Annotated in this window: 17 protein-coding genes and 3 pseudogenes; 9 read left to right on the plus strand and 11 right to left on the minus strand. The window is 73.1% G+C overall.

Annotated elements, in window-relative coordinates:
- The 8 genes and pseudogenes from E4N62_RS37215 to E4N62_RS37250 form a co-directional block, all read right to left on the minus strand.
- Nucleotides 1-618, minus strand: coding sequence for a TetR/AcrR family transcriptional regulator (locus E4N62_RS37215; protein WP_184892657.1), 618 nt, complete (start codon nt 616-618; stop codon nt 1-3).
- Nucleotides 606-1,343, minus strand: coding sequence for an enoyl-CoA hydratase family protein (locus E4N62_RS37220; protein WP_230221639.1), 738 nt, complete (start codon nt 1,341-1,343; stop codon nt 606-608). The genes E4N62_RS37215 and E4N62_RS37220 overlap by 13 nt, the downstream gene beginning before the upstream one ends.
- Nucleotides 1,340-2,908, minus strand: coding sequence for a 4-coumarate--CoA ligase family protein (locus tag E4N62_RS37225; protein ID WP_230221641.1), 1,569 nt, complete (start codon nt 2,906-2,908; stop codon nt 1,340-1,342). Before E4N62_RS37225 ends, E4N62_RS37220 begins: the two co-directional genes overlap by 4 nt.
- 28 nt (nt 2,909-2,936) lie before the next feature.
- Nucleotides 2,937-4,100 carry an acyl-CoA dehydrogenase family protein gene (locus E4N62_RS37230; RefSeq protein ID WP_230221643.1) on the minus strand — a complete coding sequence of 388 codons (1,164 nt, stop codon included), beginning with the start codon at nt 4,098-4,100 and terminating at the stop codon, nt 2,937-2,939.
- A 107-nt stretch (nt 4,101-4,207) separates the two neighbouring features.
- Nucleotides 4,208-6,102, minus strand: a pseudogene (locus tag E4N62_RS37235) (biotin carboxylase N-terminal domain-containing protein).
- Nucleotides 6,103-6,128: 26 nt separating this feature from the next.
- On the minus strand, nt 6,129-7,727 hold the full coding sequence (locus E4N62_RS37240; RefSeq protein ID WP_230221646.1) for a carboxyl transferase domain-containing protein: 1,599 nt from the start codon (nt 7,725-7,727) through the stop codon (nt 6,129-6,131).
- 184 nt (nt 7,728-7,911) lie between these two features.
- On the minus strand, nt 7,912-9,585 hold the full coding sequence (locus E4N62_RS37245; RefSeq protein ID WP_230221739.1) for an acyclic terpene utilization AtuA family protein: 1,674 nt from the start codon (nt 9,583-9,585) through the stop codon (nt 7,912-7,914).
- A gap of 59 nt (nt 9,586-9,644) precedes the next feature.
- Nucleotides 9,645-10,442 carry a TIGR03084 family metal-binding protein gene (locus tag E4N62_RS37250; protein WP_230221648.1) on the minus strand — a complete coding sequence of 266 codons (798 nt, stop codon included), beginning with the start codon at nt 10,440-10,442 and terminating at the stop codon, nt 9,645-9,647.
- A 290-nt stretch (nt 10,443-10,732) separates the two neighbouring features.
- Here E4N62_RS37250 and E4N62_RS37255 point away from each other — a divergent pair, with 290 nt between their 5' ends.
- Both E4N62_RS37255 and E4N62_RS37260 read left to right on the plus strand, forming a co-directional pair.
- Complete coding sequence (locus E4N62_RS37255; RefSeq protein WP_230221741.1) at nt 10,733-11,644, plus strand: DMT family transporter; 912 nt, start codon at nt 10,733-10,735, stop codon at nt 11,642-11,644.
- Nucleotides 11,645-11,718: 74 nt separating this feature from the next.
- Entirely contained in the window at nt 11,719-12,576 is an 858-nt protein-coding gene (locus E4N62_RS37260; protein ID WP_230221650.1) for an alpha/beta fold hydrolase, read from the plus strand.
- Nucleotides 12,577-12,603: 27 nt separating this feature from the next.
- On the opposite strand, the pseudogene E4N62_RS37265 reads toward E4N62_RS37260, so the two are convergent.
- Nucleotides 12,604-13,284: pseudogene (locus E4N62_RS37265) on the minus strand (GntR family transcriptional regulator); the annotation flags it as partial.
- Here E4N62_RS37265 and E4N62_RS37270 point away from each other — a divergent pair.
- Complete coding sequence (locus E4N62_RS37270; protein WP_230221653.1) at nt 13,169-13,408, plus strand: hypothetical protein; 240 nt, start codon at nt 13,169-13,171, stop codon at nt 13,406-13,408. The pseudogene E4N62_RS37265 and the gene E4N62_RS37270 overlap by 116 nt on opposite strands.
- A complete protein-coding gene (locus E4N62_RS37275; protein WP_230221743.1) occupies nt 13,408-13,722 on the plus strand; it encodes a hypothetical protein in 315 nt (104 codons plus the stop codon). Before E4N62_RS37270 ends, E4N62_RS37275 begins: the two co-directional genes overlap by 1 nt.
- A gap of 67 nt (nt 13,723-13,789) precedes the next feature.
- Here E4N62_RS37275 and E4N62_RS48285 read toward each other — a convergent pair whose 3' ends face one another.
- Entirely contained in the window at nt 13,790-13,918 is a 129-nt protein-coding gene (locus E4N62_RS48285; RefSeq protein ID WP_268270208.1) for a hypothetical protein, read from the minus strand.
- Nucleotides 13,919-14,074: 156 nt separating this feature from the next.
- Here E4N62_RS48285 and E4N62_RS37280 point away from each other — a divergent pair, with 156 nt between their 5' ends.
- Entirely contained in the window at nt 14,075-14,443 is a 369-nt protein-coding gene (locus E4N62_RS37280) for a DUF952 domain-containing protein (RefSeq protein ID WP_230221655.1), read from the plus strand.
- 21 nt (nt 14,444-14,464) lie between these two features.
- Here E4N62_RS37280 and E4N62_RS37285 read toward each other — a convergent pair whose 3' ends face one another.
- A complete protein-coding gene (locus tag E4N62_RS37285) occupies nt 14,465-17,584 on the minus strand; it encodes an FAD-binding and (Fe-S)-binding domain-containing protein (RefSeq protein WP_374117157.1) in 3,120 nt (1,039 codons plus the stop codon).
- Nucleotides 17,585-17,973: 389 nt separating this feature from the next.
- Between E4N62_RS37285 and E4N62_RS37290 the strand changes: the two genes are divergently transcribed.
- The 4 genes and pseudogenes from E4N62_RS37290 to E4N62_RS37305 all read left to right on the plus strand — a co-directional run bounded on the left by E4N62_RS37290 (nt 17,974) and on the right by E4N62_RS37305 (nt 22,964).
- Nucleotides 17,974-20,847, plus strand: a complete 2,874-nt coding sequence (locus E4N62_RS37290) for an ATP-binding protein (RefSeq protein WP_230221657.1) — start codon at nt 17,974-17,976, stop codon at nt 20,845-20,847.
- Nucleotides 20,844-21,245, plus strand: a pseudogene (locus E4N62_RS37295) (roadblock/LC7 domain-containing protein); the annotation flags it as partial. The gene E4N62_RS37290 and the pseudogene E4N62_RS37295, both read left to right, overlap by 4 nt.
- Before the next feature lie 128 nt (nt 21,246-21,373).
- Nucleotides 21,374-21,721 (plus strand): DUF742 domain-containing protein, encoded by a 348-nt coding sequence (locus tag E4N62_RS37300; RefSeq protein ID WP_184892633.1) that lies wholly within the window; start codon nt 21,374-21,376, stop codon nt 21,719-21,721.
- Complete coding sequence (locus tag E4N62_RS37305; RefSeq protein ID WP_230221659.1) at nt 21,702-22,964, plus strand: cytochrome P450; 1,263 nt, start codon at nt 21,702-21,704, stop codon at nt 22,962-22,964. Before E4N62_RS37300 ends, E4N62_RS37305 begins: the two co-directional genes overlap by 20 nt.
- Nucleotides 22,965-23,213: the final 249 nt, after the last annotated feature.

A 23,213-nucleotide genomic window follows, 5' to 3' on the forward strand; every position in this document is an offset into this window, starting at 1 on the left:
TCAGCCGAGTTTCTCGTCGAGGAGAGCCGCCCACTGGGCCACCACCTTGTCGCGGCGGCCGGTGTCGTCGGTGAGCAGGTTGGCGAGGCCGAGGCCGCGGGCCATGTCGAGGAGGCCCTGGACGGTTTCGCGGACGCCGGGGACGGTCTCGTCGGCGCGCAGGAGGTCGACGGCGATGCGGTGGGTCTCGCGGCCGACGCGGGCTTCGAGTTCGGTGACGCGGGAGCGGAGCTGCTCCTCGTTGGAGGCGGCGACCCAGAGGTGGAGGGCGGCGCGGAAGAGGGGGCCGGTGAAGAGGTCGACGACGGCGGCGACGACGGCCCGGCGGTCGGCGGCGCCCTCGGGGAAGAGGGCGCGCAGGGCGAGGGAGCGCTCTTCGGCGACGTACTCGACGGCGGCGGTGAAGAGATCCTCCCGGGTGCGGAAGTGGTGTTGGGCGGCGCCCCGGGAGACGCCCGCGCGTTCGGCGACGACGGAGACGGTGGAGCCGGCCCAGCCGTGTTCGGCGAGGCAGGCGACGGCGGCTTCCAGGAGGCGCTGACGGGTGACGCGGCTGCGGTCCTGCTTGGGGCCGCGATCCACGCCCGGGCCTGTTTCCGTCATGCTCACAACACCCATTCCGGGTCCCGTCCTTCGAGGAACGCCGTCATGCCCTCGCGGGCGTCGGCGGAGGCGAACAGCCGGGACGAGAGGTTGGTCAGATCACCCGCGTCCAGGTCGAAGTTCTCCAGCACCTTAGTCGTGAGCAGGCGTTTCGTCTCCGCCAGGGCGGTCGGGGAGGCCCGGCGCAGTCCGTCGAGGACGGGGGCGAGGACGTCGTCGACATCGTCCCCGGCGGCCGTGAGCAGGCCGATACGGGCGGCCTCGGCGGGGCCGAACCGCTCGCCGGTGAGGTAGTAGCGGGCGAGGGCGCGCGGGTCGGTGCGGGGGCGCAGGGTGAGGGAGATGACGGCGGGGGCGACGCCGATCCGGACCTCGGTGAGGGCGAAGGTGGCCTCGGGCCCGGCGGCGGCGATGTCGCAGGCGCCGAGCAGGCCGAGGCCGCCCGCGCGGACGTGGCCGGTGACGCGGGCGACGACGGGGCTGGGCAGTTCGAGGATCTGGCGGAGCAGCGTGACCATGGCTTTCGGGTCGGGCGGGTCGCGCAGGTCGGCGCCCGCGCAGAACGTGTTCCCGGTGTGGGTGAGGACGACGGCGCGTACGTCGTCGTCCTCGCCGCACCGGGTGAGCGCGCCCGACAGCTCCCCCACCAGCCTCGCCGAGAGGGCGTTGCGGTTGGCCGGGGAGTCGAGGGTGAGGGTGGTGATGCCCCGGTCGTGGGCACGGTGGATCAGGTCGGTCACAGGCGGTCCCTGAGTTCGCGGCGGAGGATCTTCCCGGAGGCGGCGCGGGGCACGTCGGCGATGAAGGTGACGTGGCGGACGCGTTTGTAGGGGGCGACGCGTTCGGCGACGTACATCATCACCTCGCCCTCGGAGAGGTCCCGCGCGGTGGGCCGGCGGACGACGAAGGCGTGCGGGACCTCGTTGCCGTCGTCGTTGTAGTGGCCGATGACGGCGGCGTCGGCGATGCCGGGGTGGGTGACGAGGAGGGCTTCGAGTTCGGCGGGGGCGACCTGGAACCCCTTGTACTTGATCAGCTCCTTGACCCGGTCGACGACATACAGCCAGCCGTCGGCGTCCACATGGCCGATGTCGCCGGTGGCGAGCCAGCCGTCGGAGTCGATCATGTCGGCGGTGGCCTGGGGGCGGCCCAGGTAGCCCTTCATGACCTGCGGGCCCCGGATGACGATCTCGCCGGGTTCGCCGACGCCGACCTCCTTGCCGGGGTCGTCGAGGGAGACGATCCGCATCTCGGTGCCGGCGATGAGTTTGCCGACGGTGCCGGGGGGCGCCACGGCGGCCTGGACGAGGGGGACCAGGTGGGAGCAGGGGGAGAGTTCGGTCATGCCGTAGCCCTGGACGACGGGCGGCAGGGAGAGGCGGGCGGAGCAGGCTGCGGCGAGCCCCGCGTCGAGGGGCGCGGCGGCGGAGAGGATGTGCCGGACCGTGGAGAGGTCGTAGCGCTCGGCGGCCGGGTGTTTGGCGAGGGCGAGGACGATCGGCGGGGCCACGTAGAGGTGGGTGATGCGGTGGTCCGCGATCGCCTTGAAGTAGCCCTCCAGGTCGAAGCGGGGCAGGACGACGACCGTGGCGCCGAGCCGCAGCGGGGCGTTCATCAGGGCGGTGAGGCCATAGATGTGAAAAAACGGCAGGACGGCGAGGATGCGGTCGCCGGGGCCGGCCGGCATGACCGGTTCGAGCTGGGCGAGGTTGGTGGCGATGGACCGGTGGGTGAGCATGACGCCCTTGGGGACGCCGGTCGTGCCGGAGGAGTACGGGAGGGCCGCGAGGTCCGTCACCGGGTCGATGTCGACAGCCGGTTCGGGCGCGGCGGAGGCGAGCATGTCGATCAGCGAGCAGTGGCCGGGGGCGCTGTCGCAGACGAAGATCTCCCGTACGCCGCCGACACGTTCGGCGGCGGCGCGGGCGGTCTCCAGCAGCGGTGAGACCGTGACGATCCAGCTCGCCCCGGAGTCCTGGAGCTGTGTGGCCAGCTCACCGGGGGTGGCCAGCGGGTGCACGGTGGTGACGGTGGCGCCCGCGCGGGTGGCCGCGTAGAACGCCGTCGGATAGGCGATCGTGTTGGGGCTGTGCAGGGCGAGGACGTCGCCCTTGCGGACGCCCGCCTCGGCGAACGCGGCCGCGAGTCGCCGGTGGAAGCGGTCCAGTTGTTCGTACGTGAGCGTCGTGCCGTCGACTCCGTCGATCAGCGCGGGCAGCTCGCCGAACTCGGCGGCGCGGCCCAGGACGGCGTCGTGGATGGGGAGTTCGAGGGGTGGGACGTCTGCGTACTCGCTGCGGAACATGGTTCCTCCTCGCGCCACACGGTGCCCGTCAGTACGACTTCGGCAGGCCCAGGGTCTGGTGGGAGACGTAGTTGAGAATCATCTCCCGGCTCACCGGCGCGATACGAGACACGCGCGCGGCCGTGATCAGCGAGGCGAGACCGAACTCGGCGGTGAGGCCGTTGCCGCCGAGGGTGTGCACGGCCTGGTCGACAGCCTTCACACAGGCCTCGCCCGCCGCGTACTTGGCCATGTTGGCGGCCTCGCCGGCCGCCGCGTCGTCGCCCGCGTCGTAGAGGTGGGCCGCCTTCTGCGTCATCAGACGGGCCAGTTCGAGTTCGATGTGGGACTGGGCGAGGGGGTGGGCGATCGCCTGGTGGGCGCCGATGGGCTGGCGCCAGACCGTGCGGTCGCGGGCGTACTCGACGGCTTTCGCGAGGGCGTAGCGGGCCATGCCGATGGCGAAGGCGGCGGTCATGATCCGCTCGGGGTTGAGGCCGGCGAAGAGCTGGAGGAGGCCGGCGTTCTCGTCGCCGACCAGGGCGTCGGCGGGGAGCCGGATGTCGTCGAAGGTCAGCTCGAACTGCTTCTCGGCGGCGCGGAGTTCCATGTCGATCCGGCGGTACTCGAAGCCGGGGGTGTCCGTGGGGACGATGAAGAGACAGGGCTTGAGGGTGCCCGTGCGGGCGTCCTCGGTGCGGCCGACGATGAGGACGGCGTCCGCCCGGTCGACGCCGGAGATGAAGACCTTGCGGCCCGTGAGCAGCCAGTCGCCTCCGGCGGATCGGCGGGCTGTGGTGGTGATGCGGTGGCTGTTGGAGCCGGCGTCGGGTTCGGTGATGCCGAAGGCCATGAGGCGTGAGCCGTCGGCGAGTCCGGGGAGCCAGGCTTGTTTCTGGGCCTCCGTACCGAAGCGTGCGATCACCGTGCCGCAGATCGCCGGGGAGACGATCAGCATGAGGAGGGGGCAGCCCGCGGTGCCGAGTTCCTCCAGGACGATGGAGAGTTCGGTGATGCCGCCGCCTCCGCCTCCGTAGGCCTCGGGGAGGTTGACGCCCAGGTAGCCGAGTTTGGCGGCCTCGGACCAGAGTTCGTCGGGGTGGCGGCCCTCTTTGTTGATCGTGGCTATGTAGTCGCGGCCGTAGCGTCTTCCGAGGGCGGAGACTGCGGCTCGTAGGGCTTTGTGTTCTTCGGATTCGAGGACCGGGGACATCTGGGGGCTCCTAAGGGGAGGGTGCGTTCGTTGGGAGGCGGGTGCGGGTGGGTTGTGGCTGGTCGCGCCCGCGCGGCGGAGCCGCATATCGACACAGCCCCGCGCCCCTAGGGCGTGTCCTGGACCACGGCCAGTAGTGCGCCCATCTCGACCTGCTGTCCTACAGCCACGTGCAGGGCCGTCAGCGTTCCCGCTGCCGGGGCCGTGATCTTGTGTTCCATCTTCATTGCCTCCAGCCAGAGGAGAGGCTGGCCCGCTTCCACCGCTGAGCCTGGCTTCAAGGCTTCCGCCACGCGTACGACCGTGCCCGGCATGGGGGCCAGGAGGGAGCCGGGGGCCTGTTGGCTGGTGGGGTCGGGGAAGCGGGGAGGGCGGTGAGGGGGTGGCGTTGACGTGGATGTCGTCGCCGTAGCGGGTCACCTCGAACTTTCGGTGGACGCCGTCCACTTCGAGGACCACGCGCCCGGGGTCGGCGTGGACGACTCGGACGCCGTCCGCCTCCGGGCCGGTCCTGGTGTGGCGGTAGTGGACCTCGTGCTCCTCCCCGCCATCAGGTACCGCTTGGTCTGGGGCTGGGAGGGCACGTTGCGCCAGCCGCCGAAGCGGGGGTCGCCCCCGGCGACGGCGTCCGCGAGGGCGGCGGCCAGCGGGGCGTGCGGGTCGGGGGTTTTGGTGGTGAGGGCGTCGAGGTGGCGGTCGTAGAAGCCCGTGTCCATGCGGGCGGACGTGAACTCCTCGTGGCGCAGGGAGTTCACCAGCAGGGCACGGTTCGTGATCGGGCCGTGGATCGTCACCCGGTCCAGGGCGCCCGCCAGCCTGCGGATGGCCTCCGCCCGGGTGGGGGCGTGGGCGATCAGCTTGGCGAGCATGGGGTCGTAGTGGACGCCGATCGTGTCGCCGTCCTCGTAGCCGGTGTCCAGGCGGATGCCGTACGAGACGCCCCCGGGGACGGCCAGTCGGTGCAGGGGGCCGGTCTGTGGGGTCCAGTCGCGGGCCGGGTCCTCGGCGTAGAGGCGGGCCTCGATCGCGTGGCCGCGTGCGGGTGGGGGTCGGCGGGCAGGGCGTGGCCCTCGGCGACGCGGATCTGTTCGGCGACCAGGTCGAGGCCGAAGACGGCTTCGGTCACCGGGTGTTCGACCTGGAGGCGGGTGTTCATCTCCAGGAAGTGGGCCCGGCCGGCGGAGACGAGGAACTCGACGGTGCCCGCGCCGACGTAGTCGACGGCGCGCGCGGCGCGTACGGCCAGCGTGTGGAGTTCCTCGGTGAGCGCGTCGGGCAGCGCGGGGGCCGGGGCCTCCTCGATCACCTTCTGGTGGCGGCGCTGGAGGGAGCAGTCGCGGGTGCCCAGCGGCCAGACGGTGCCGTGGGTGTCGGCGAGGATCTGGACCTCGACGTGACGGCCGTTCTCCAGATACGGCTCGACGAAGACCTCGCCGTCGCCGAAGGCGCTCGCGGCCTCGGCGCGGGCGCTCTCCAGGGCGGCGGGCAGGTCTGTCAGGTGGCGTACGACGCGCATGCCGCGTCCGCCGCCGCCCGCCGCCGCCTTCACCAGGACCGGCAGGTCGTCCTCGGTGACCTCGGCCGCGTCCAGGGGCGCCAGGCCCATGAGTTCCTTGGCGCGGGTCTTGGACGCCATCGCCTCGATCGCCTCGGGGGGCGGGCCGATCCAGACGAGGCCCGCGTCCTGGACGGCACGGGCGAAGTCCGCGTTCTCGGAGAGGAAGCCGTAGCCGGGGTGGACGGCGTCGGCGCCGGCGGCGAGGGCGGCCTTCACGATCAGGTCGCCGCGCAGATAGGTGTCGGCGGGGGCCGCGCCCGGCAGCCGTACGGCCGTGTCGGCCGTGCGCGTGTGCAGGGCGTTCGCGTCGGCGTCGGAGTGCACGGCGACCGTGCGGATGCCCAGGTCGGCGCAGGTGCGGAAGATGCGGCAGGCGATCTCGCCGCGGTTGGCGACGAGGACGGAGTCGATCGTCTGGATCACTGGTGCGGTCACGGGAGACATCACAGGAGTCATCAAGGGAGACAACCTCACATCCGGAAGACGCCGAAGCCGCCACGGGCGCCCTCGTAGGGGGCGGTGTGGATCGCGGACAGGCACAGGCCGAGGACGGTGCGGGTGTCGCGGGGGTCGATGACCCCGTCGTCGTACAGCCGTCCGGACAGGAACATCGGGAGTGACTCGGACTCGATCTGCTGCTCCACCATCGCGCGCAGCGCGGCGTCGGCGTCCTCGTCGTACGGCTGTCCCTTGGCCGTCGCCGACTGGCGGGCCACGATCGACAGGACGCCCGCGAGTTGCTGCGGGCCCATCACGGCGGACTTGGCGCTGGGCCAGGCGAAGAGGAAGCGGGGGTCGTAGGCGCGGCCGCACATGCCGTAGTGGCCGGCGCCGTACGACGCGCCCAGGAGGACGGACAGGTGGGGCACCCGGCTGTTGCTCACCGCGTTGATCATCATCGCGCCGTGCTTGATGATGCCGCCCTGCTCGTACTCCTTGCCGACCATGTAGCCGGTGGTGTTGTGCAGGAAGAGCAGGGGGATGTCGCGCTGGTTGGCGAGCTGGATGAACTGGGCGGCCTTCTGGGACTCCTCGCTGAAGAGGACCCCTCGGGCGTTGGCGAGGATGCCGACGGGATAGCCGTGCAGGCCGGCCCAGCCGGTGGTGAGGCTGGTGCCGTAGAGGGGCTTGAACTCGTCGAAGTCGGAGGCGTCGACGATCCTCGCGATGACCTCGCGGGGGTCGAAGGGCACCTTCAGGTCGCCGGGGACGACGCCGAGCAGTTCCTCCGGGTCGTACCTCGGGGGCGCGGCCGGGGCCGGATCGGCGTACGCCTTGCGGTGGTTGAGGCGGGCGACGACCCGGCGGGCCTGGCGCAGGGCGTCCGGTTCGTCGACGGCGAAGTGGTCCGCGAGGCCCGACACGCGCGCGTGCATCTCGGCGCCGCCCAGCGACTCGTCGTCGCTCTCCTCGCCGGTGGCCATCTTGACCAGGGGCGGGCCGCCGAGGAACACCTTCGCCCGCTCCTTGACCATGATCACGTGGTCGGACATGCCGGGGACGTACGCGCCACCTGCGGTGGAGTTGCCGAAGACGACGGCGACGGTGGGGATGCCGGCGGCGGAGAGCCGGGTGAGGTCGCGGAAGATCGCGCCGCCGGGGATGAAGATCTCCTTCTGGGAGGGGAGATCGGCGCCGCCGGACTCGACGAGGCTGATGCAGGGCAGGCGGTTGGCGAGCGCGATGTCGTTGGCGCGGAGGGCCTTCTTCAGGCTCCACGGGTTGCTCGCGCCGCCGCGTACGGTCGGGTCGTTGGCGGTGATCAGGCACTCGACGCCCTCGACGATCCCGATGCCGGTGACGAGCGAGGCGCCGACCGTGTACTCGCTGCCCCAGGCGGCGAGCGGGGACAGCTCCAGGAAGGGGGTGTCGGGGTCGAGAAGCAGTTCGATGCGCTCGCGGGCGAGGAGCTTGCCGCGTCCCCGGTGGCGGGCGGTGTACTTCTCGCCGCCTCCCGCGAGCGCCTTCGCGTGCTCGGCGTCGAGTTCCGCGAGCCGGGCGAGCATGGCCTCGCGGTTCGCGACGTGGTCGGGGGCGCCCGGGTCGAGGGCGGAGGCGAGGACGGTCACCGGAGGGCCTCCTCGAGGTGGGGGCGGCGGACTGTCACGGGACCTCCGGGGTGTCCATGCGGCGGGCGGTCACGGATGGACCTCCGGGGTGTCCATGCGGCGGGCGGTCGCCGGAGAGCCCTGCGGGATGTCCAGGTGGCGGGCGGTCACAGCAGAACCCCCGGGAGGTCCGGGCGGCGGACGGTCACAGCAGGACCTCCGGGATGTCCAGGTGGCGGGAGCGGAGCCATTCGCCGAGGGCCTTGGCCTGGGGGTCGAAGCGGGCCTGCGAGGCGACGCCCTCGCCGAGGATGCCGACGATCTCGAAGTTGAGGGCGCGCAGGTTGGTCAGCGTGTGCCGGGTGACCGGCAGGTCGGCCGTCTCCGGGAGGAGCGCGCGGAGCCGGTCGGTGGTGAGGGTGTGGGCCAGCCACCGCCACGCCTCGTCCGTGCGGGCCCAGAGGCCGATGTTGGCGTTGCCGCCCTTGTCCCCGCTGCGGGCGCCGGCGACGAGGCCGAGGGGGGCGCGGCGGCTGGGGAGCCCTTGCGGCAGCGGCTCCGGGAGCGGCGGCTCGTCGACGGGCCGCAGGACGAGGTGGTCGTCGGGCGGAGGTACGGGGACCCGGCGGCCGTCGTGGAGGACGGCGAGGTGCTCCACGGTGTCCTGGCCGACGTGGGCCGCCTCGAACACGCCGTAGGGGGCGCCCTTTCCGGGCGGTGCCAGGACGTGGAAGCCGGGGTAGCTCGCGAGGGCCAGCTCCACGGCGGCCCCGCTGAGGGCCCGGCCGACGGTGTTCTGGTCGGGGTCGCGCACGACGAGCCGGAGGAGGGCGCTGGCGGTCTCCTCGGTACGGGCGTCGGGCCGGTCGGTGCGGGACAGCTCCCAGTCCACGTGCGCGGGACGGCACTTGGCGGCGGCGATCGCGGTCTCCAGCTGATCGCGGACGAGAGCGGCCTTGCGTTCGATCTCCAGGCCGGTCAGGACGAAGGTGACCTCGTTGCGGAAGCCGCCGAGCCGGTTGAGGCCGACCTTGAGGGTCGGGGGCGGGGCCTCGCCGCGCACGCCGCGGACGCGGACCCGGTCGGGGCCGTCCTGGGTGAGGGTGATCGTGTCGAGGCGGGCGGTGACGTCGGGGCCCGCGTACCGGGCGCCGCCCGTCTCGTAGAGGAGTTGCGCGGTGACCGTGCCGACGTCGACGAGACCGCCGGTGCCGGGGTGTTTGGTGATCACGGCCGTGCCGTCGGCGTGGAGTTCGGCGAGGGGGAAGCCGGGGTGGCGCAGGGCGGCCGGGGCGGACTCGTGGAAGAACGCGTAGTTGCCGCCGGTAGCCTGCGCCCCGCACTCCAGGATGTGCCCGGCGACGACCGCGCCCGCGAGGCGGTCGTACTCCCCGGGCCCCCAGCCGAAGTGCGCGGCGGCGGGTCCGGTCACCAGGGCCGCGTCCGTGACCCGGCCGGTGACCACGACGTCGGCGCCCTCCCGCAGACAGGCCGCGATGCCGAAGCCGCCGAGGTAGGCGTGGGCGGCGAGGCTGTCGGGGAGGGGGGTCCCCTCGGCCGAGCGAAGTCGGGCGTGGGGGACGGCGGTCAGGTCGTCGCCCTCGACGTGCGCGACGCGGACGGGGATGCCGATGCGGACCGCCAACTCCCGTACGGTGTCGGCGAGTCCGGCGGGGTTGAGGCCGCCGGCGTTGGCGACGATCCGCACGCCGCGCTCGTGCGCGAGCCCCAGGCACTCCTCCAGCTGGCGCAGGAACGTGCGGGCGTACCCGCCGGCGGGGTCCTTCAGGCGGTCGCGGGCGAGGATGAGCATGGTCAGCTCGGCCAGGTAGTCGCCGGTGAGGACGTCGAGTTCGCCGCCGGTGAGCATCTCGCGCATGGCGTCGAAGCGGTCGCCGTAGAAACCGGAGGCGTTGCCGATGCGGAGGGCGGCCGCCGTCACGGGGTGGCCCCCTTCGCGGCGCGCCCCGTGCCCGGGGGGCCCGCGAAGGCCTGGGCGATGTCCAACCAGCGGTCGGCGTCGGAACCCTCGGTGTGGAGGGCGAGGTCGGCGCGGTGGGCGCGCTGGGTGACCAGGAGGCAGAGGTCGAGGGCGGGACCGCGAACACGGTCGGTGGCGTCCTCGGGGCCGTACGCCCACAACTCACCTTCAGGACTGGTGAGTTCGACGCGGAACTCCTCGAAGGGCGGGGTCAGCCCGTGCACGCCGAAGGCGAAGTCGCGGGTGCGGATACCGAGTCGGACGATGTGCCGGAGGCGGTCGCCGGGGCTGATCCGGGGGACGCCCAGCGCGTCGGCGACGTCCAGGCCGTGGGCCCAGGTCTCCATGAGGCGGGCGGTCGCCATGGAGGCGGTGGACATGGGCGGGCCGTACCAGGGGAACCGCGCGCCCTCGGGTGCCGCGCGCAGGGCGGCCTCCAGGGCCTCGCGGCCGGCCCGCCAGTCCGCGAGCAGCTCGGCGGGCGGCTTCTCCGCGCCTTCCTCGGCGCCCCGGTCCACGAAGTCGCCGGGCGCGGTCAGCGCGCTCTCGACCTCGCGGGCGAAGGCGGCCTGGTCGGTCACCGCCAGCACGGAGGAGTGGTCCGTCCAGGCGAGGTGGGCGATCTGGTGGGCGACGGTCCAGCCGGGCGCGGGCGTCGCGAGCGCCCACCGCTCCGGGCTCAACTCGGCCACGAGCAGGTCGAGTTCCTCACTCTCGGCACGGAGATCATCGATCACGGGCGTGGGGTCGGCCATGGAGGGAGCATGGCAGCGGACAGATAAACAATCAAGCGTGCTTGCATTTTTGCGGGACGTATTCGGGGGCCGCGGCCCGGGATCGAAGCCATCAAGGTAAGGAGTGACAGCGACTACAGACCTGAATTAGTCCATTGCCTTGCACTTTCAAGTCCTACATACTGAACGACGTGACACTCCCCCGTGCTGAACAGTCCGCGCCCGTCGCCGCGGCCGCACCCTCGGCCGACCCCGTACCCGTCTCCGGCTCCGTCTCCGACGCCACCTCCGTCTCCGGCGGCTCTCGCCGCGTGCGCGGGCTGGGTTCCCTCGGGCCCGTCGGGCTGGTGCTGGCCGGGGGAATCTCGGTGCAGTTCGGCGGGGCGCTCGCGGTGACGCTGATGCCGCGCGCCGGGGCGCTCGGGGTGGTGACGCTGCGGCTCGCGGTGGCCGCGCTGGTGATGCTGGTGATCTGCCGCCCCCGGCTGCGCGGGCACTCGCGGACCGACTGGGGGACCGTGATCGCCTTCGGCGTCACCATGGCCGCGATGAACGGCCTCTTCTACCAGGCCGTCGCCCGTATCCCCCTCGGCCTCGCCGTCACCCTGGAGGTGCTCGGCCCGCTGGCGCTCTCCGTCCTCGCGTCCCGGCGTGCGGTGAACCTGGTGTGGGCCGGGCTGGCCCTCTGCGGCGTCTTCCTGCTCGGGGGAGGCGGAGGCGTCGGCGGCCTCGACCCGCTGGGCATCGCCTTCGCCCTCGCCGCCGGCTTGGCGTGGGCCCTGTACATCGTCTTCAGCGCGCGTACGGGTCGGCGGTTCCCGCAGGCCGACGGGCTGGCGTTGGCCATGGGCGTCGCGGCGGTGCTGTTCCTGCCGCTGGGGATCGTCGAATCGGGGGGCCGGCTCGTCGATCCGACGACGCTCGCCCTGGGCGCCGCCGTCGCCGTGCTCTCCTCCGTCCTGCCCTACACCCTCGAACTCCTCGCCCTGCGCCGGCTGCCCGCCCCCACCTTCGCGATCCTCATGAGCCTGGAGCCCGCGATCGCCGCCACCGCCGGTTTCCTCATCCTCGACCAGGCCCTCACCACCGTCGAGGCCCTCGCGATCGCCCTGGTCATCGGAGCGAGCATGGGGGCGGTACGGACGCAGATGGGGCGGGGAAGGCGGGGCGAGGGGCGGGGTGCCGGGGTGAGCCGCTGTCTGGCGGCCCGTGTCTTGGCCTGACCCACCCGTCTCCCTAACGTGAGGGGGGATCCCCGCCCGTCCGTGGGCGGGAGACCTGACCGACGGGGGTACGGGTGCCGCACATCGAGTTGTCCGCCGGGACGATCGACTACCAGGACACCGGAGGCGAGGGGCCGGTGCTCGTGTTCAGCCACGGTCTGCCGATGAACGAGACGCAGTGGCGCAAGGTCGTACCGCTGCTGGACGGGTACCGCTGCGTCCTGCCCACCCTGCCGCTCGGTGGCCATCGGCGGCCCATGCACCCGGACGCCGACCTGTCGCACCGGGGTGTGGCACGACTGCTGGGCGAGTTCGTGGAACGGCTCGGCCTGGAGGACGTGACGCTCGTCCTCAACGACTGGGGTGGCGGCCAGTTCCTGGTGACCGAGGAGCGGGACCACCGCGTCGGGCGGCTGGTGCTGGTGGCCTGCGAGGCGTTCGACAACTTCCCGCCGGGAGCGGCCAAGGCCGTGGCCAAGGTGTGCGGGATCCCCGGCGGGGTCTGGCTGCTCACCCGGCTGATGCGGGTTCCGGCGTTCCGTGACCACCGCGGCGGGTACGGCGGCATGAGCCTGCGCGGGATCCCGCCCGAGATCATGGCCGACTGGTTCGGCCCGGCGACCCGGAGCAGGGCCGTCCGCCGGGACTTCGCGAAGTTCGCCACGTCGGCTCCCGGCCGGGCGACGCTGCTGGAATGGAGCGAGCGCCTGCGGGAGTACGACCGCCCCGTGCTGGTCGTATGGGCGACCGAGGACCGCCTCATGCCGCGCGAGCACGGCCCCCGGCTGGCAGAGCTGTATCCGAAGGGCCGGCTGGTCGAGATCGCCGACTCCTCCACGCTGGTCCCCGAGGATCAGCCGGAGCGTCTCGCCCGGGTCTTGAGGGAGTTCCTCAGGGAGACAGGGGCGGAGCCGCTCCGGCACATGGACTGAGCGCGGACGCGGGGCGGGCTCGTGCCGAGTACGGGCCCGGCCCGGCGTGGCGGGAAGGTTCAGCGCCTGGTACTGGTCCTGGGTGGGAATCCTCGCGGAGACGCGGTCCACACTGCGACGGGGTGGATGACCCAAGTCCGCGAGAAGGGCGGGAGTACCGCCCTTGGTCTTGCGGCGATCCATCATCGCCGTATCGCGGACGATGTCCAACGGGTAGTACGACCGCACGAGTTCAGCGGGCTCGTCGTCGATGAGGAGCAACTGGCAGCGGAGCAGCGCCAAGCCGCCCTCGGGTAGACCGAGGGCCGCGCGGACGTCGGCGGGCGGACAGCACTCGACCACATCCAGCAAGTCACTGCGGGCACTCGTGCCGTGCTTGGCCGCTTCGGTGAGCCAGCGGTAGGACTCCCCGGGCGCAGCCGGTGCCATGAACGCGGCGGGCCGCATGGTGCGCTGACGGTGTTCTCGAACGGTGACCGCGGCTCCGGCCCGCCCCACCACCAGGCCCTCGCCCTTGAGGAGTTGGAGTGCCTTCTGCACGGTGGCGTTCGAGGCGTCGAAGCGAGTCTTGAGGTGGGTGGTGGAGGGCAGCTTGGCTCCGGATTCCACCCGCGTCCAGAACCGATCGCCCCTCCCCAGCCCCGACACCTCACTCCCCGCCCATCGCAGCCCATATGGCCTAGCCACGCCCCTCGACGGCTCCGCCACCGTCGCCGTACGCCCGTACGTCACAGCCCATGAGCAACGGCGGCGGCGCCGCGAACCCGCCATGGCGGCGATGGGGTTCGACATGCCCGGGCCGTACTGGATCCATGGCACGGAGGTCGCGTGATGGAGCCGGAAGCGGAAGCCGACACCGAAGCGTCCGAGCGACCCGGTGGCGAGGTACGACTGCTCCCCTGGGCCGGCCTGGAGGGCAAGCCCTGTTACGTCATCACCGACGACCAAGGCGGACCGATCTCCCGAATCGCCGACAGCACCGAATCCATCCAGCTCAGCATGGGCACGGAACTCCTCGCCCACGCCCTGCTGCCGGGCATCCCTCACGGTGAACTCTGTTTTCTGGCCGAGAGGTTGACCGAGGCCCTCGGCGACGCACTCCGGATCGCCGAGAGTCGTGGGCGCCGGTTGCGGCGGCTCAACTGACGGCGGGAGGGGTGAGGGCGGCGGGCCTGTTCCCGCCGCCCTCGAACTGCGGCATCGGCCTCCTCGGTCACGGCATCGAGCGCAGTGCCGGGTGTCGGGTGGTGATGCCCGGCGGCTGGAGCAGGGGTGGGGGCTCGGGGCCGGGTTCGGTGGTGTGGGTGATGTCGGCGGCGGGGTCGAAGTCGGGGGCCAGCACGTGAGATCGCTGGTCAGGGCATCGGCCAGTCGGTCCCGCCACGTTCGACGACCGTGCCCCCCGGACCTCCATGGGCACGGGAGCCTGGGATGCGGGCCTGAACCGATGAAGGTCAGTGGCCCGGCGCGCCCGTCGGCGCTGCTGTATAACCGGCCTGTGATCTACCACGTCGTATCCCTTGATGCCTGGAACGCCCGAACCGACCAGGCGTACGCCCCCGCGTCGCTCCCGGAGGACGGTTTCGTCCACTGTTCGCCGGATGAGGCGACGACCCTGGCCGTCGTCAACGCCTTCTACCGGGACACGCCCAAGCCGTTGCACGTGCTGGTCATCGACGAGGCGCGGCTGGACGCCAAGGTGGAGTTCGAGGCGGCCGCTCCCGCCCCGCCGCCGGGTGTCGGCAAGGACGTCCTGTTCCCCCATGTGTTCGGACCCCTCGACCGTGACGCCGTCCTACGGATCCTGGAGATCCGGTGGGACGAGGACGGCCGCGCGGTGGGACTCGGGGAGCAGCGGGGCGACTGAGGTCCGTCGGCCCGCCCGCGCTCACATCACCGCCCCTGTGTCGCCGTCGGGCTCCCTGTTCGCTGCCCGCTCCTCCTCCCCCAGACCCTCCGCCAGCACCTCCGCCAAGTGCAACCCCCGTCTCCCCGCCAGCTGCTCCAGCTGCGTCCGGCAGGAGAAGCCGTCCGCCAGGACCAGCGCGTCGTCGGGCGCGTCCCGTACCGCCGGGAGGAGTTGCTCCTCGGCGCAGGCCACCGAGACGTCGTAGTGGCCCTTCTCGAAGCCGAAGTTGCCGGCGAGGCCGCAGCAGCCGCCGCTGAGGGCGCCGGTGAGTCCGGCGGCCGCGCGGAGGCGGCGGTCGGGGGCGTCGCCCAGTACCGCGTGCTGGTGGCAGTGGGTCTGGCCGACGACCGGGCGGTCGACGGCGGGTGGGGTCCACTGCGGGGCATGGCGTTCGAGCGCCTCCGCGAACGTGATGACCGAGGCGGCGAGTGTGTGGGCCCGGGGGTCGTCGGGGAGGAGTTCGGGCAGGTCGGAGCGGAGCGTCGCCGCGCAGCTCGGTTCGAGGACGACGACGGGGAGGTGCGGTGGGGTGAGGTCCGGGTCTTCGTCCAGCAGCCGTTGCGGGATCGGGCTCAGGAACACGTCGAGGATGTCGAGCGTGCGGCGCAGCACCGCGCGGGCCCGGTCGAGCTGGCCCGTCGAGATGTACGTCAGCCCGCAGCAGACCCGGCCCGTCCGCATCGCGAACAGAGTCCGGGTGAGGCGCAGTTGGGTGAGGGCGACCTCCTCGCCCGCCTCCGCCCTCCGCGCCCAGGACGGCTTCCGCTTCATCCACAGCGTCGGCGGCACGATCACATGGAGCCCGGCCGCTTCCAGCACCTTCAGCGCCGCCTGCCCGACGGACGGCGAGAGGTACTCCGTGAAGGTGTCCGTCCACAGCAACACGGTCGTGGGCGACTGCGCCTCGGTCTCCGCCTCCTCCCGCCGCACTTCCTCCCGCCGCGCCTCCTCCTTCAGCATCCGGTGGTACCACCGGGTGAACGGCACCCTCGCGGGCCGCGGCAGCTCCCGCTCCCCCGCGATCCCGCCCAGCCGCTTGGCGAGCGCGGCGAGAGGGCGTACGCCGGCGAGGAAGCCGACGAGTCCGGCCGTGCGCGTACGGGCCACCAGGCGGAGCCACACCGGCAGCCACCCCATCGCGTAGTGGGACGCCGGGCGGCGGCGGCCCGCGTAGTGGTGGTGGAGGAACTCCGCCTTGTACGTGGCCATGTCGACGCCGACCGGGCAGTCGGAGCGGCAGCCCTTGCAGGAGAGGCAGAGGTCGAGGGCGTCCCGCACCTCGGGCGAGCGCCAGCCGTCGGTGACCACCTCGCCGGCCAGCATCTCGTGCAGGAGGCGGGCCCGGCCCCGGGTGGAGTGCTCCTCCTCCCCGGTGGCGCGGAAGGAGGGGCACATGACGGCTCCGGACGCCGGACCCACCTCGGTCGTACGGCACTTCGCGACGCCCACACAGCGTCGTACCGCCGCCGAGAAGTCGCCGCCGTCGTCCGGGTAGGCGAACTCCACCGGCACGGGTGTGCGCGGGAGGACCGCGAAGCGGAGGTTGGTGTCCAGGGGGGCGGGGCGGACGAGCATGCCGGGGTTCAGGAGGTCGTCGGGGTCCCAGACGCCCTTCACCTGCTCGAACAGCCGGACCATCTCGGCGCCGTACATCGTCGGCAGGAGTTCCGCGCGGGCCTGGCCGTCGCCGTGTTCGCCGGAGAGGGAGCCGCCGTGCGAGGTGACCAGTTCGGCCAGTTCCTCGGAGAAGCGGCGGAAGCGGCCGACGCCCGCCGGGGTCAGGAGGTCGAAGTCGACGCGGACGTGGATGCAGCCGTCGCCGAAGTGGCCGTAGGGCGTGCCGCGCAGGTCGTGGGCGCGCAGCAGGCCCCGGAAGTCCCGCAGGTAGGCGCCGAGTCGGGCCGGTGGCACCGCGCAGTCCTCCCAGCCCGGCCAGGCCTCGGTGCCGTCGGGCATCCGGGTGGCCGTGCCGCTCGCGTCCTCGCGGACGCGCCAGAGCGCGCGCTGCGCGGCGGGGTCCGTGACCACGCGCGCGTCGGCGGCGTCGGCCGCGCGGACCAGGGCGTCGGCGCGGGCCCGCGCCTCGGCGGGTGTGTCGCCGCCCGTCTCCACGAACAGCCAGGCCCCGCCCGCCGGGAGGCCGCCCGCCCCCGGGGACCAGGTCGGCCGCCATCCCTCCACCGTCAGCGGGCCGAGCGGCAGCAGCCCGGGGGCCGCCTCGGCGGCGGCGCTCTCGTCGGCGTACGCCAGGACGGCGAGGGCACGCGCGCGGGGCGCCTCGACGAGCCGTACGACCGCTTCCGTGAGCACTCCGAGCGTGCCCTCGGAGCCGCAGAAGGAGCGGGCCACGTCCGCGCCGTTCTCCGGGAGGAGGGCGTCGAGGGCGTACCCGGAGATCCGGCGGGGGAGGTCGGGGAAGCCGGTGCGCAGGCGGGCCAACTCCCGTTCCACCAGCGGGCGGAGGGCGTCCGGGGCGCCGGACCAGCCCTGGGCCAGTCTGCGTGCGTCGCCGCTCCCCGTGAGGACCGACAGCTCACGCACGCTGTCCGCCGTCGTGCCCCAGGCGACCGAGTGCGAGCCGCAGGAGTTGTTGCCGATCATGCCGCCGAGGGTGCAGCGGCTGTGGGTGGAGGGATCGGGGCCGAAGCGGAGGCCGTGCGGGGCGGCGGCCTCCTGGAGGCGGTCCAGGACGAGGCCGGGCTGGACGACCGCCGTGCGCGCCTCGCGGTCGAGGGAGACCAGCCGGTTCAGATGGCGGGTGAAGTCCAGGACGACGCCGGTGCCCGTGGCCTGCCCGGCGATCGAGGTGCCACCGCCGCGCGCGACGACCGGCACGCCGTGTGCGCGGCAGACGGACAGGACGGCCGCCACGTCGTCCGCGTCCCGGGGCGCGACCACGCCCAGCGGCACCCGGCGGTAGTTGGACGCGTCCATCGTCGTCAGCGCGCGTGCGGTCGCGTCGAACGCGGTCTCGCCGCGCACGCCCGCCGCCCGCAGCGCGGCCGGCAGCGCGCCCCTCAGCTCCGCCGCGTCCGCGTCACCTGCCGCGTCGCGCGCCCGGGCGGCACCGCGCCCCGTCGCACCCCCGATGTCCGTCATGCGTCCCAGGATGCACCCGACCACTGACAGTGACGACGACGTGGCCGAGGAGTGACAGTCCGGCCTGTGGACAGGCGGCGCGCCGCTCACAGGGAACGTTGGCTTGATTCCGGAGAGCCGACCCGAAACCGGCCAACTGCCGTCACGAACTCCCATATAGTGACGCCCAATTGGGCATCGAATCGAGCACTGACCAAGCTCCATCAGGTGCCGATCAAGTGCTGATCAGGTGCCGATCAAGCACTGACCGATCCCGATCAAGCCGTTCAAGCACTGCCTGAGCACAAACTGAGCACCAGACGTCGCTTCTCGTTCAGGGACCGACCGAGTTACCGCCTCCAGGAGCCGACTGCGTTACCGAGTTCAGAACCGACTGAGGACACCCGCCGATGACCGCGCCCAGCCCCCCACGCCCGCCGGGCGAACGCCCCGCCCTGCGCTCAGTCCTTCCGTTACCCCTGGTGACCGCCCTGCTCTCCGCGACCGCCGTGGGCGCGGTCGTCGCACCGGCGCCGCCGGACGTACGCACGGCCCTCGCGGTCGGCGGGGGAGCGGCCGCGCTGCTGCTGACGCTGACCGTCGCCGTCACCGTGCACGCGCGCGTGTCGGTACGGCTGCTGCGCCTGCGGCTGGACGCGGTCTCCCGGGACACGGGTCTGCTGCTCCAGGAACGGGCCAGAATGGCCGAGGAGCACACCCAGGAACGCGGCCGGTTGACTGAGGAGTTCGTGCAGGAACGGGCACGGATCGCGGCCGAGTTCGCCCGGGAACGGGTACGGCTGACCACGGAGGCCGAGCGCGAACGCGAACGGCTGTCCGACGAACGGGACCGTACGGCGGAGGAGACGGCCCAGGAGCGGTCCCTGCTCGCCGAACGCGCCGAGCGGGCCGAGTCCGAGCGCACCGCCCTGCTCGCCGTGACCGCCAACGTGGCGGGCCGGATGCAGGCCCTCGCCACCGGCACCCTCGCCGACCTGCGGGCCATGGAGGAACGTCACGCCGACGAGGACGTCCTCGCCGACCTCCTCCACCTCGACCACCGCACCGCCCAGGCGGGCCGCCTCGCCGACTCCGTGGCCGTCCTCGCGGGCGCCCGCTCGGGCCGCCGCTGGGCACGGCCGATCCCGATGGAGTCGATCCTGCGGGGCGCGATGGGCCGGATCGGCGCCTACCGCCGGGTGCGGCTGCACTCCTCCAGCGAGGCCGCCGTCGCCGGCCACGCCGCCGAGGGCGTCATGCACGCGCTCGCAGAACTCCTCGACAACGCGGCCAACTTCTCGCCGCCGACCGCCGAGGTCCATGTGTACGTCGAGGAGGTCCCGGCCGGGGCGATCATCTCCGTCGAGGACTCCGGGCTGGTCATGAGCGACGTCCAGCTCCGGCGCGCCGAACGCGCCGTGTCGGGCGAGACGGCCGACCTCACGACTCTTTCCGGCACCCGTCTCGGCCTCGCCGTCGTCGGCCGGCTCGCCCGCAAGCACGGGCTGAAGATCTCCTTCCGGCCGTCCGCGCGCGGCGGCACGGGTGTGCTGATGCTCATCCCGCAGGACGTCCTGGCCAGCACGGTCCCCGCGACCGCATCGCCCACGACGGCGTCGCCCGCCACAGGGTTCCGGTCGGCGGGGTCGGCCACGCCCGCCCCTCCCGCGTCGGCGCCCCTCGCGGGGCGGCGCCCGTTCCGCCGCCGTACGCGGGCGTACGCGCCCGCACGACCTGGACGCCGAGCCCACCCCATGCACGAGTTCCCGCCGGAGGCTCCGGCCCCGCCGACCTCCGACCCCGTCGCCGACGCCCTGATCGACTCCCTGTCCGGCTACCGCCGGGCGCCTTCGACGCCGCCGGGGGGCACGGCGACGGGCACGCCGGCGGGCGCGTCGGCTGACGCGCCGTTCGGCTCTCCGGCGTACGGCGCGCCCCACACGTCCTCGTTCGCCTCCCCCTTCACCTCGTCGTTCAGCAGCGAATTCGGCTCGGGCGACCCGGCCTTCGACTCCGGGTACGCCGACACGCACGCCGGTGCGTACGACGCCGAGCCCGACACGCGGCACGACGCCGAGCCCGGCTCTCCGACCACCCCGGGCGAGACCGCCGACGACACCGCCTCCCCACCCCTTCCGACGCCCTCCCCGGCGTCGGCGCGGCCAGTCACTCGCGGAGGCGGAGGCGCGCACCAGGGCGCAGGCCGCCGACGCGCAGGCCCGTTCGGAGCGCGTATCCCGGCCTGCCGAGGACGCGGGCACCGGCGCGGTCCGCTTCAGCAGCTTCCGCCGCGCGGTGCGCGGCACGGGCGGGCTGGACCAGGCGTTCGTCCAGGGGACGGCCTCGGGGGACGAGAACTCCACGGGGACGCCGGTCCCGTCGACACCACCGGACCCGTCCGCCGCCGTGGACCGGTACGCCGACCCGTCCACCGCCGTCGACCGGTACGTGCCCCCCGCGGCCCCTGCCGGGCCGGTCGCGCCGGAGGCCGCCCTGGAACCCGTACGGGACGCCGCTCCGCCCGCCGAGGCCGAGGCCGTGGACCAAGGCGAGGCGCGGCAGCCGGAGTTGGAGCCCGTGCGGGAGCCCCAGTGGGGTGCCGTAGGGGGAACCGCGTGGGAACCCCGGCCCGACGCCGAGCCCGAATCCGTGGAGGAGACGGCCTGGGCACCCGGTCCCGTGCCGGAGCCCGGTTGGGAGCCCGAGCCCGCGAAGGGGCTCGCGTGGCAGTCGGAGGCGGTGAAGCAGGCCGCCTGGGAGGCGGAGGCCGCCGCCGAGCTTCCCTGGGCGCCGGATCCCGCGCAGGAGGCGAAGTGGGAACTCGATCCGGTACGGGAGCCGGCCTGGGAGCCCGTCCTGGACACCCGCCCCGCCCCGGAGCAGGCCAGCGCGCCCACCCCGGACCTGAACCTGGACACGGGTGTGGTCACGGACCCGACCCCGTCCGCGTACGCCCACCAGGAGCCCTACGCGCATCAGGTCCCGTACGGGGACCAGGAGCCGTACGCGCACCCGGAGCCGTACCCGGACTCACCCTCGTACGCGGAGCCTGCCCCCTACGCGTCCCCGGCTCCGTACACGGCGTCGGCCCCGTACGCGAAGTCCGCCCCGTACACGGATCCGAACCCCGCACCGGACCCAAGCCCTGCACCGGACCCGGACCGAGACTCGGCCCCGGACCCGGACCTGGCCCCGGACCTGACCCTCGCCCCGGTCGAAGAGCCGCCGCCCCACACCCCCGCCCCCGCACGTACCCCCACCTGGAAGGCGACCACACCCCATGACCGGCACCGGCTCCACCGCCGACGACAGGCTCACCTGGCTCATGGAGGGTTTGCTGGAACGCACTCCGGGCGCCCGGCACGCGCTCGTCCTCTCCCGGGACGGCCTGAAACTGTGCCGTACGCCCGAGCTCTCCGTCGACCAGGCCGACCAACTGGCCGCGATCGCCGCCGGCATCCAGTCGCTGTCCCACGGGGCGTCCATCCAGTTCGGCGACGGCAGCGGGGGCGTGCGGTCGGCGATGGCGGAGTTCTACGGCGGGGTCCTGTTCATCGTGGAGGCGGGCGAGGGCGCGCATCTGGCCGTGGTGACGGACGAGGAGGCGGACGCCGGCCTCGTCGGGCACAACATGAGCGAGCTGGTCGAACAGCTGGGCGAGCACCTGAGCGCACGGCCCCGCCACCCGACAAGCACGGCTGCCGATGACCCGACCGGTACGGCGAGCACGACCGGTACGGCGAGCGCCACCGGTAGAGCGGGTACGACGACGACCGTGGTCACGGCCACGGCTCTGGCGCCCCGTACGTCATGAGCCGGCCCGGCAGGGACGACCTGCCCGACCGGCTGTACACGCTCACCGGGGGCCGCAGCCGCTCCGCGCCCGGAGCGCCGCTGGACCTGGTGACGCTGGTGGTCGCGGAGAGCCAGCCGATCCCCGGCATGCAGTCGGAACACGTGACGATCCTGCGGCTGACGGAGCGTCCGACGGCGGTGGTGGAGATCGCCGCCGAACTGCGGCTGCCGGTGAGCATCACCAAGGTGCTGCTCTCCGACCTCCTCACGGCGGGCCGGGTCAGCGCCCGGCATCCGAACCACGCCACGCTGGTCGATCCGGACATTCTGGAGCAGGTGCTAGTTGGACTTCGCAACCTCTGAGAACGGCGACGGCCGCTCCGTACCGCCGTCGCCGCCCGTGCCCCTCTTCGGTGCGCGTTTCCGGGGCGAACCGGCCGCCCTGTACCGGGAGTTGCGGCGGGAGCACGGGGAGGTCGTGCCCGTGCTGCTGGACGGGGGCGTACCGGCGTGGCTGGTGCTGGGCTACCGCGAGCTGCACCAGGTGACGAGCGATCCGGAGCTGTTCAGCCGTGACTCCGACCTGTGGAACCAGTGGCCGGGCATCCCGGCGGACTGGCCGCTGCTGCCCGTGATCAGCCCGGAGCAGCCGTCGGTCTTGGGCACGGTCGGTGAGCGGCACCGGCAGCGCGCCGCGCTGATCGAGGAGGCGCTGGAGGCGGTCGAGCCGCTGGAGCTGCGCGGTCATGTCGAGCGTTTCGCCGACGAGTTGATCGACGTGGTGTGCGGGGTGGGCGCGGCGGATCTGGTGGGACAGTTCGCGGCGCCGCTGCCCGCGCGGGTGCTGGCGTTCCTGTTCGGTTTCCGGGAGGAGCACGCGCCCGGGTTGGTGGCGGCGCTGAACGACATCCTCGACGGGCAGGACCGGGCGGTGGCGGCCGAGCGGTACCTGCGGACGGCGATGGCCCGGCTGGTGGCGGAGCGCCGGCAGCGGCCGGGGGACGACGTGGTGTCGCGGCTCCTGGCGAACGCGCCGGCGTACGAGGTGACGGTCGAGGAGGTCACCCATGACGTGATGGTGATGCTGGCGGTGGGGCACCAGCCGACGGCCGACTGGATCGGGAACTCGCTGCGTCTGATGCTGACGGACGACCGTTTCGCGGCGTCGCTCTTCGGGGGGCGCAGCAGTGTGGCCGAGGCCATGAACGAGGTGCTGTGGGAGGACGCGCCCATCCAGAACGCGGCGGGGCGCTGGACCACCCGGGACACCCGTCTCGGCGGTCGTGTCCTCCGTGCGGGTGATCTGGTGCTGCTGGGGCTGCAGGGGGCCAACGCCGACCCGCGTGTCCGCACGCACGGCGCCGCGCTGACCGGTGGGAACAACGCGCACTTCTCGTTCGGCCACGGCGAGCACCGCTGTCCGTTCCCGGCCCAGGAGACGGCCGAGGTCATCGCCCGAACGGGCATCGAGGTCCTCCTGGACCGCCTCCCGGATCTGGACCTGGCGGCCCCACCCGATTCCCTGACCCGCCGCCCTTCGCCTTGGCTGCGGGGGTTGGTGGAGTTGCCGGTGCGGTTCTCACCGGGGCCGGCGCGTGGGGTGTGAGTCCGGGGTTCTTCGCCCCCGCCGCTCCTACCCGTCCCTCCCCACCAAGGAGCTGCGCCCTTTGACCCCAGGCCTCCGTCCGGTGGGGTTGCTCGCGCAGTTCCCCTTTAGGGGCGCGGGGAACTGCGCGAGCAACCCCACCCGCCCGCACCCGACAACGCACCCGCACCCCCGAGCCGCACAGCGCACCCCACCCGTCTCACCCGACGGACGATGTTTCGCCCGGGTTTCCCCGAGCCGATAGGCTCG

The organism is Streptomyces sp. MNU76 (assembly GCF_020982545.1).
Lineage (GTDB): Bacteria > Actinomycetota > Actinomycetes > Streptomycetales > Streptomycetaceae > Streptomyces.

Bases quoted from the DNA above. Each gene is read 5' to 3' on its own strand.
- E4N62_RS37215 (WP_184892657.1), bottom strand. From the start codon at position 618: ATGGGTGTTGTGAGCATGACGGAAACAGGCCCGGGCGTGGATCGCGGC.
- E4N62_RS37225 (WP_230221641.1), bottom strand. From the start codon at position 2,908: ATGTTCCGCAGCGAGTACGCAGACGTCCCACCCCTCGAACTCCCCATC.
- E4N62_RS37230 (WP_230221643.1), bottom strand. From the start codon at position 4,100: ATGTCCCCGGTCCTCGAATCCGAAGAACACAAAGCCCTACGAGCCGCA.
- E4N62_RS37245 (WP_230221739.1), bottom strand. From the start codon at position 9,585: ATGCGCGAGATGCTCACCGGCGGCGAACTCGACGTCCTCACCGGCGAC.
- E4N62_RS37250 (WP_230221648.1), bottom strand. From the start codon at position 10,442: ATGGCCGACCCCACGCCCGTGATCGATGATCTCCGTGCCGAGAGTGAG.
- E4N62_RS37275 (WP_230221743.1), top strand. From the start codon at position 13,408: ATGGAGCCGGAAGCGGAAGCCGACACCGAAGCGTCCGAGCGACCCGGT.
- E4N62_RS37285 (WP_374117157.1), bottom strand. From the start codon at position 17,584: ATGACGGACATCGGGGGTGCGACGGGGCGCGGTGCCGCCCGGGCGCGC.
- E4N62_RS37290 (WP_230221657.1), top strand. From the start codon at position 17,974: ATGACCGCGCCCAGCCCCCCACGCCCGCCGGGCGAACGCCCCGCCCTG.
- E4N62_RS37300 (WP_184892633.1), top strand. From the start codon at position 21,374: ATGAGCCGGCCCGGCAGGGACGACCTGCCCGACCGGCTGTACACGCTC.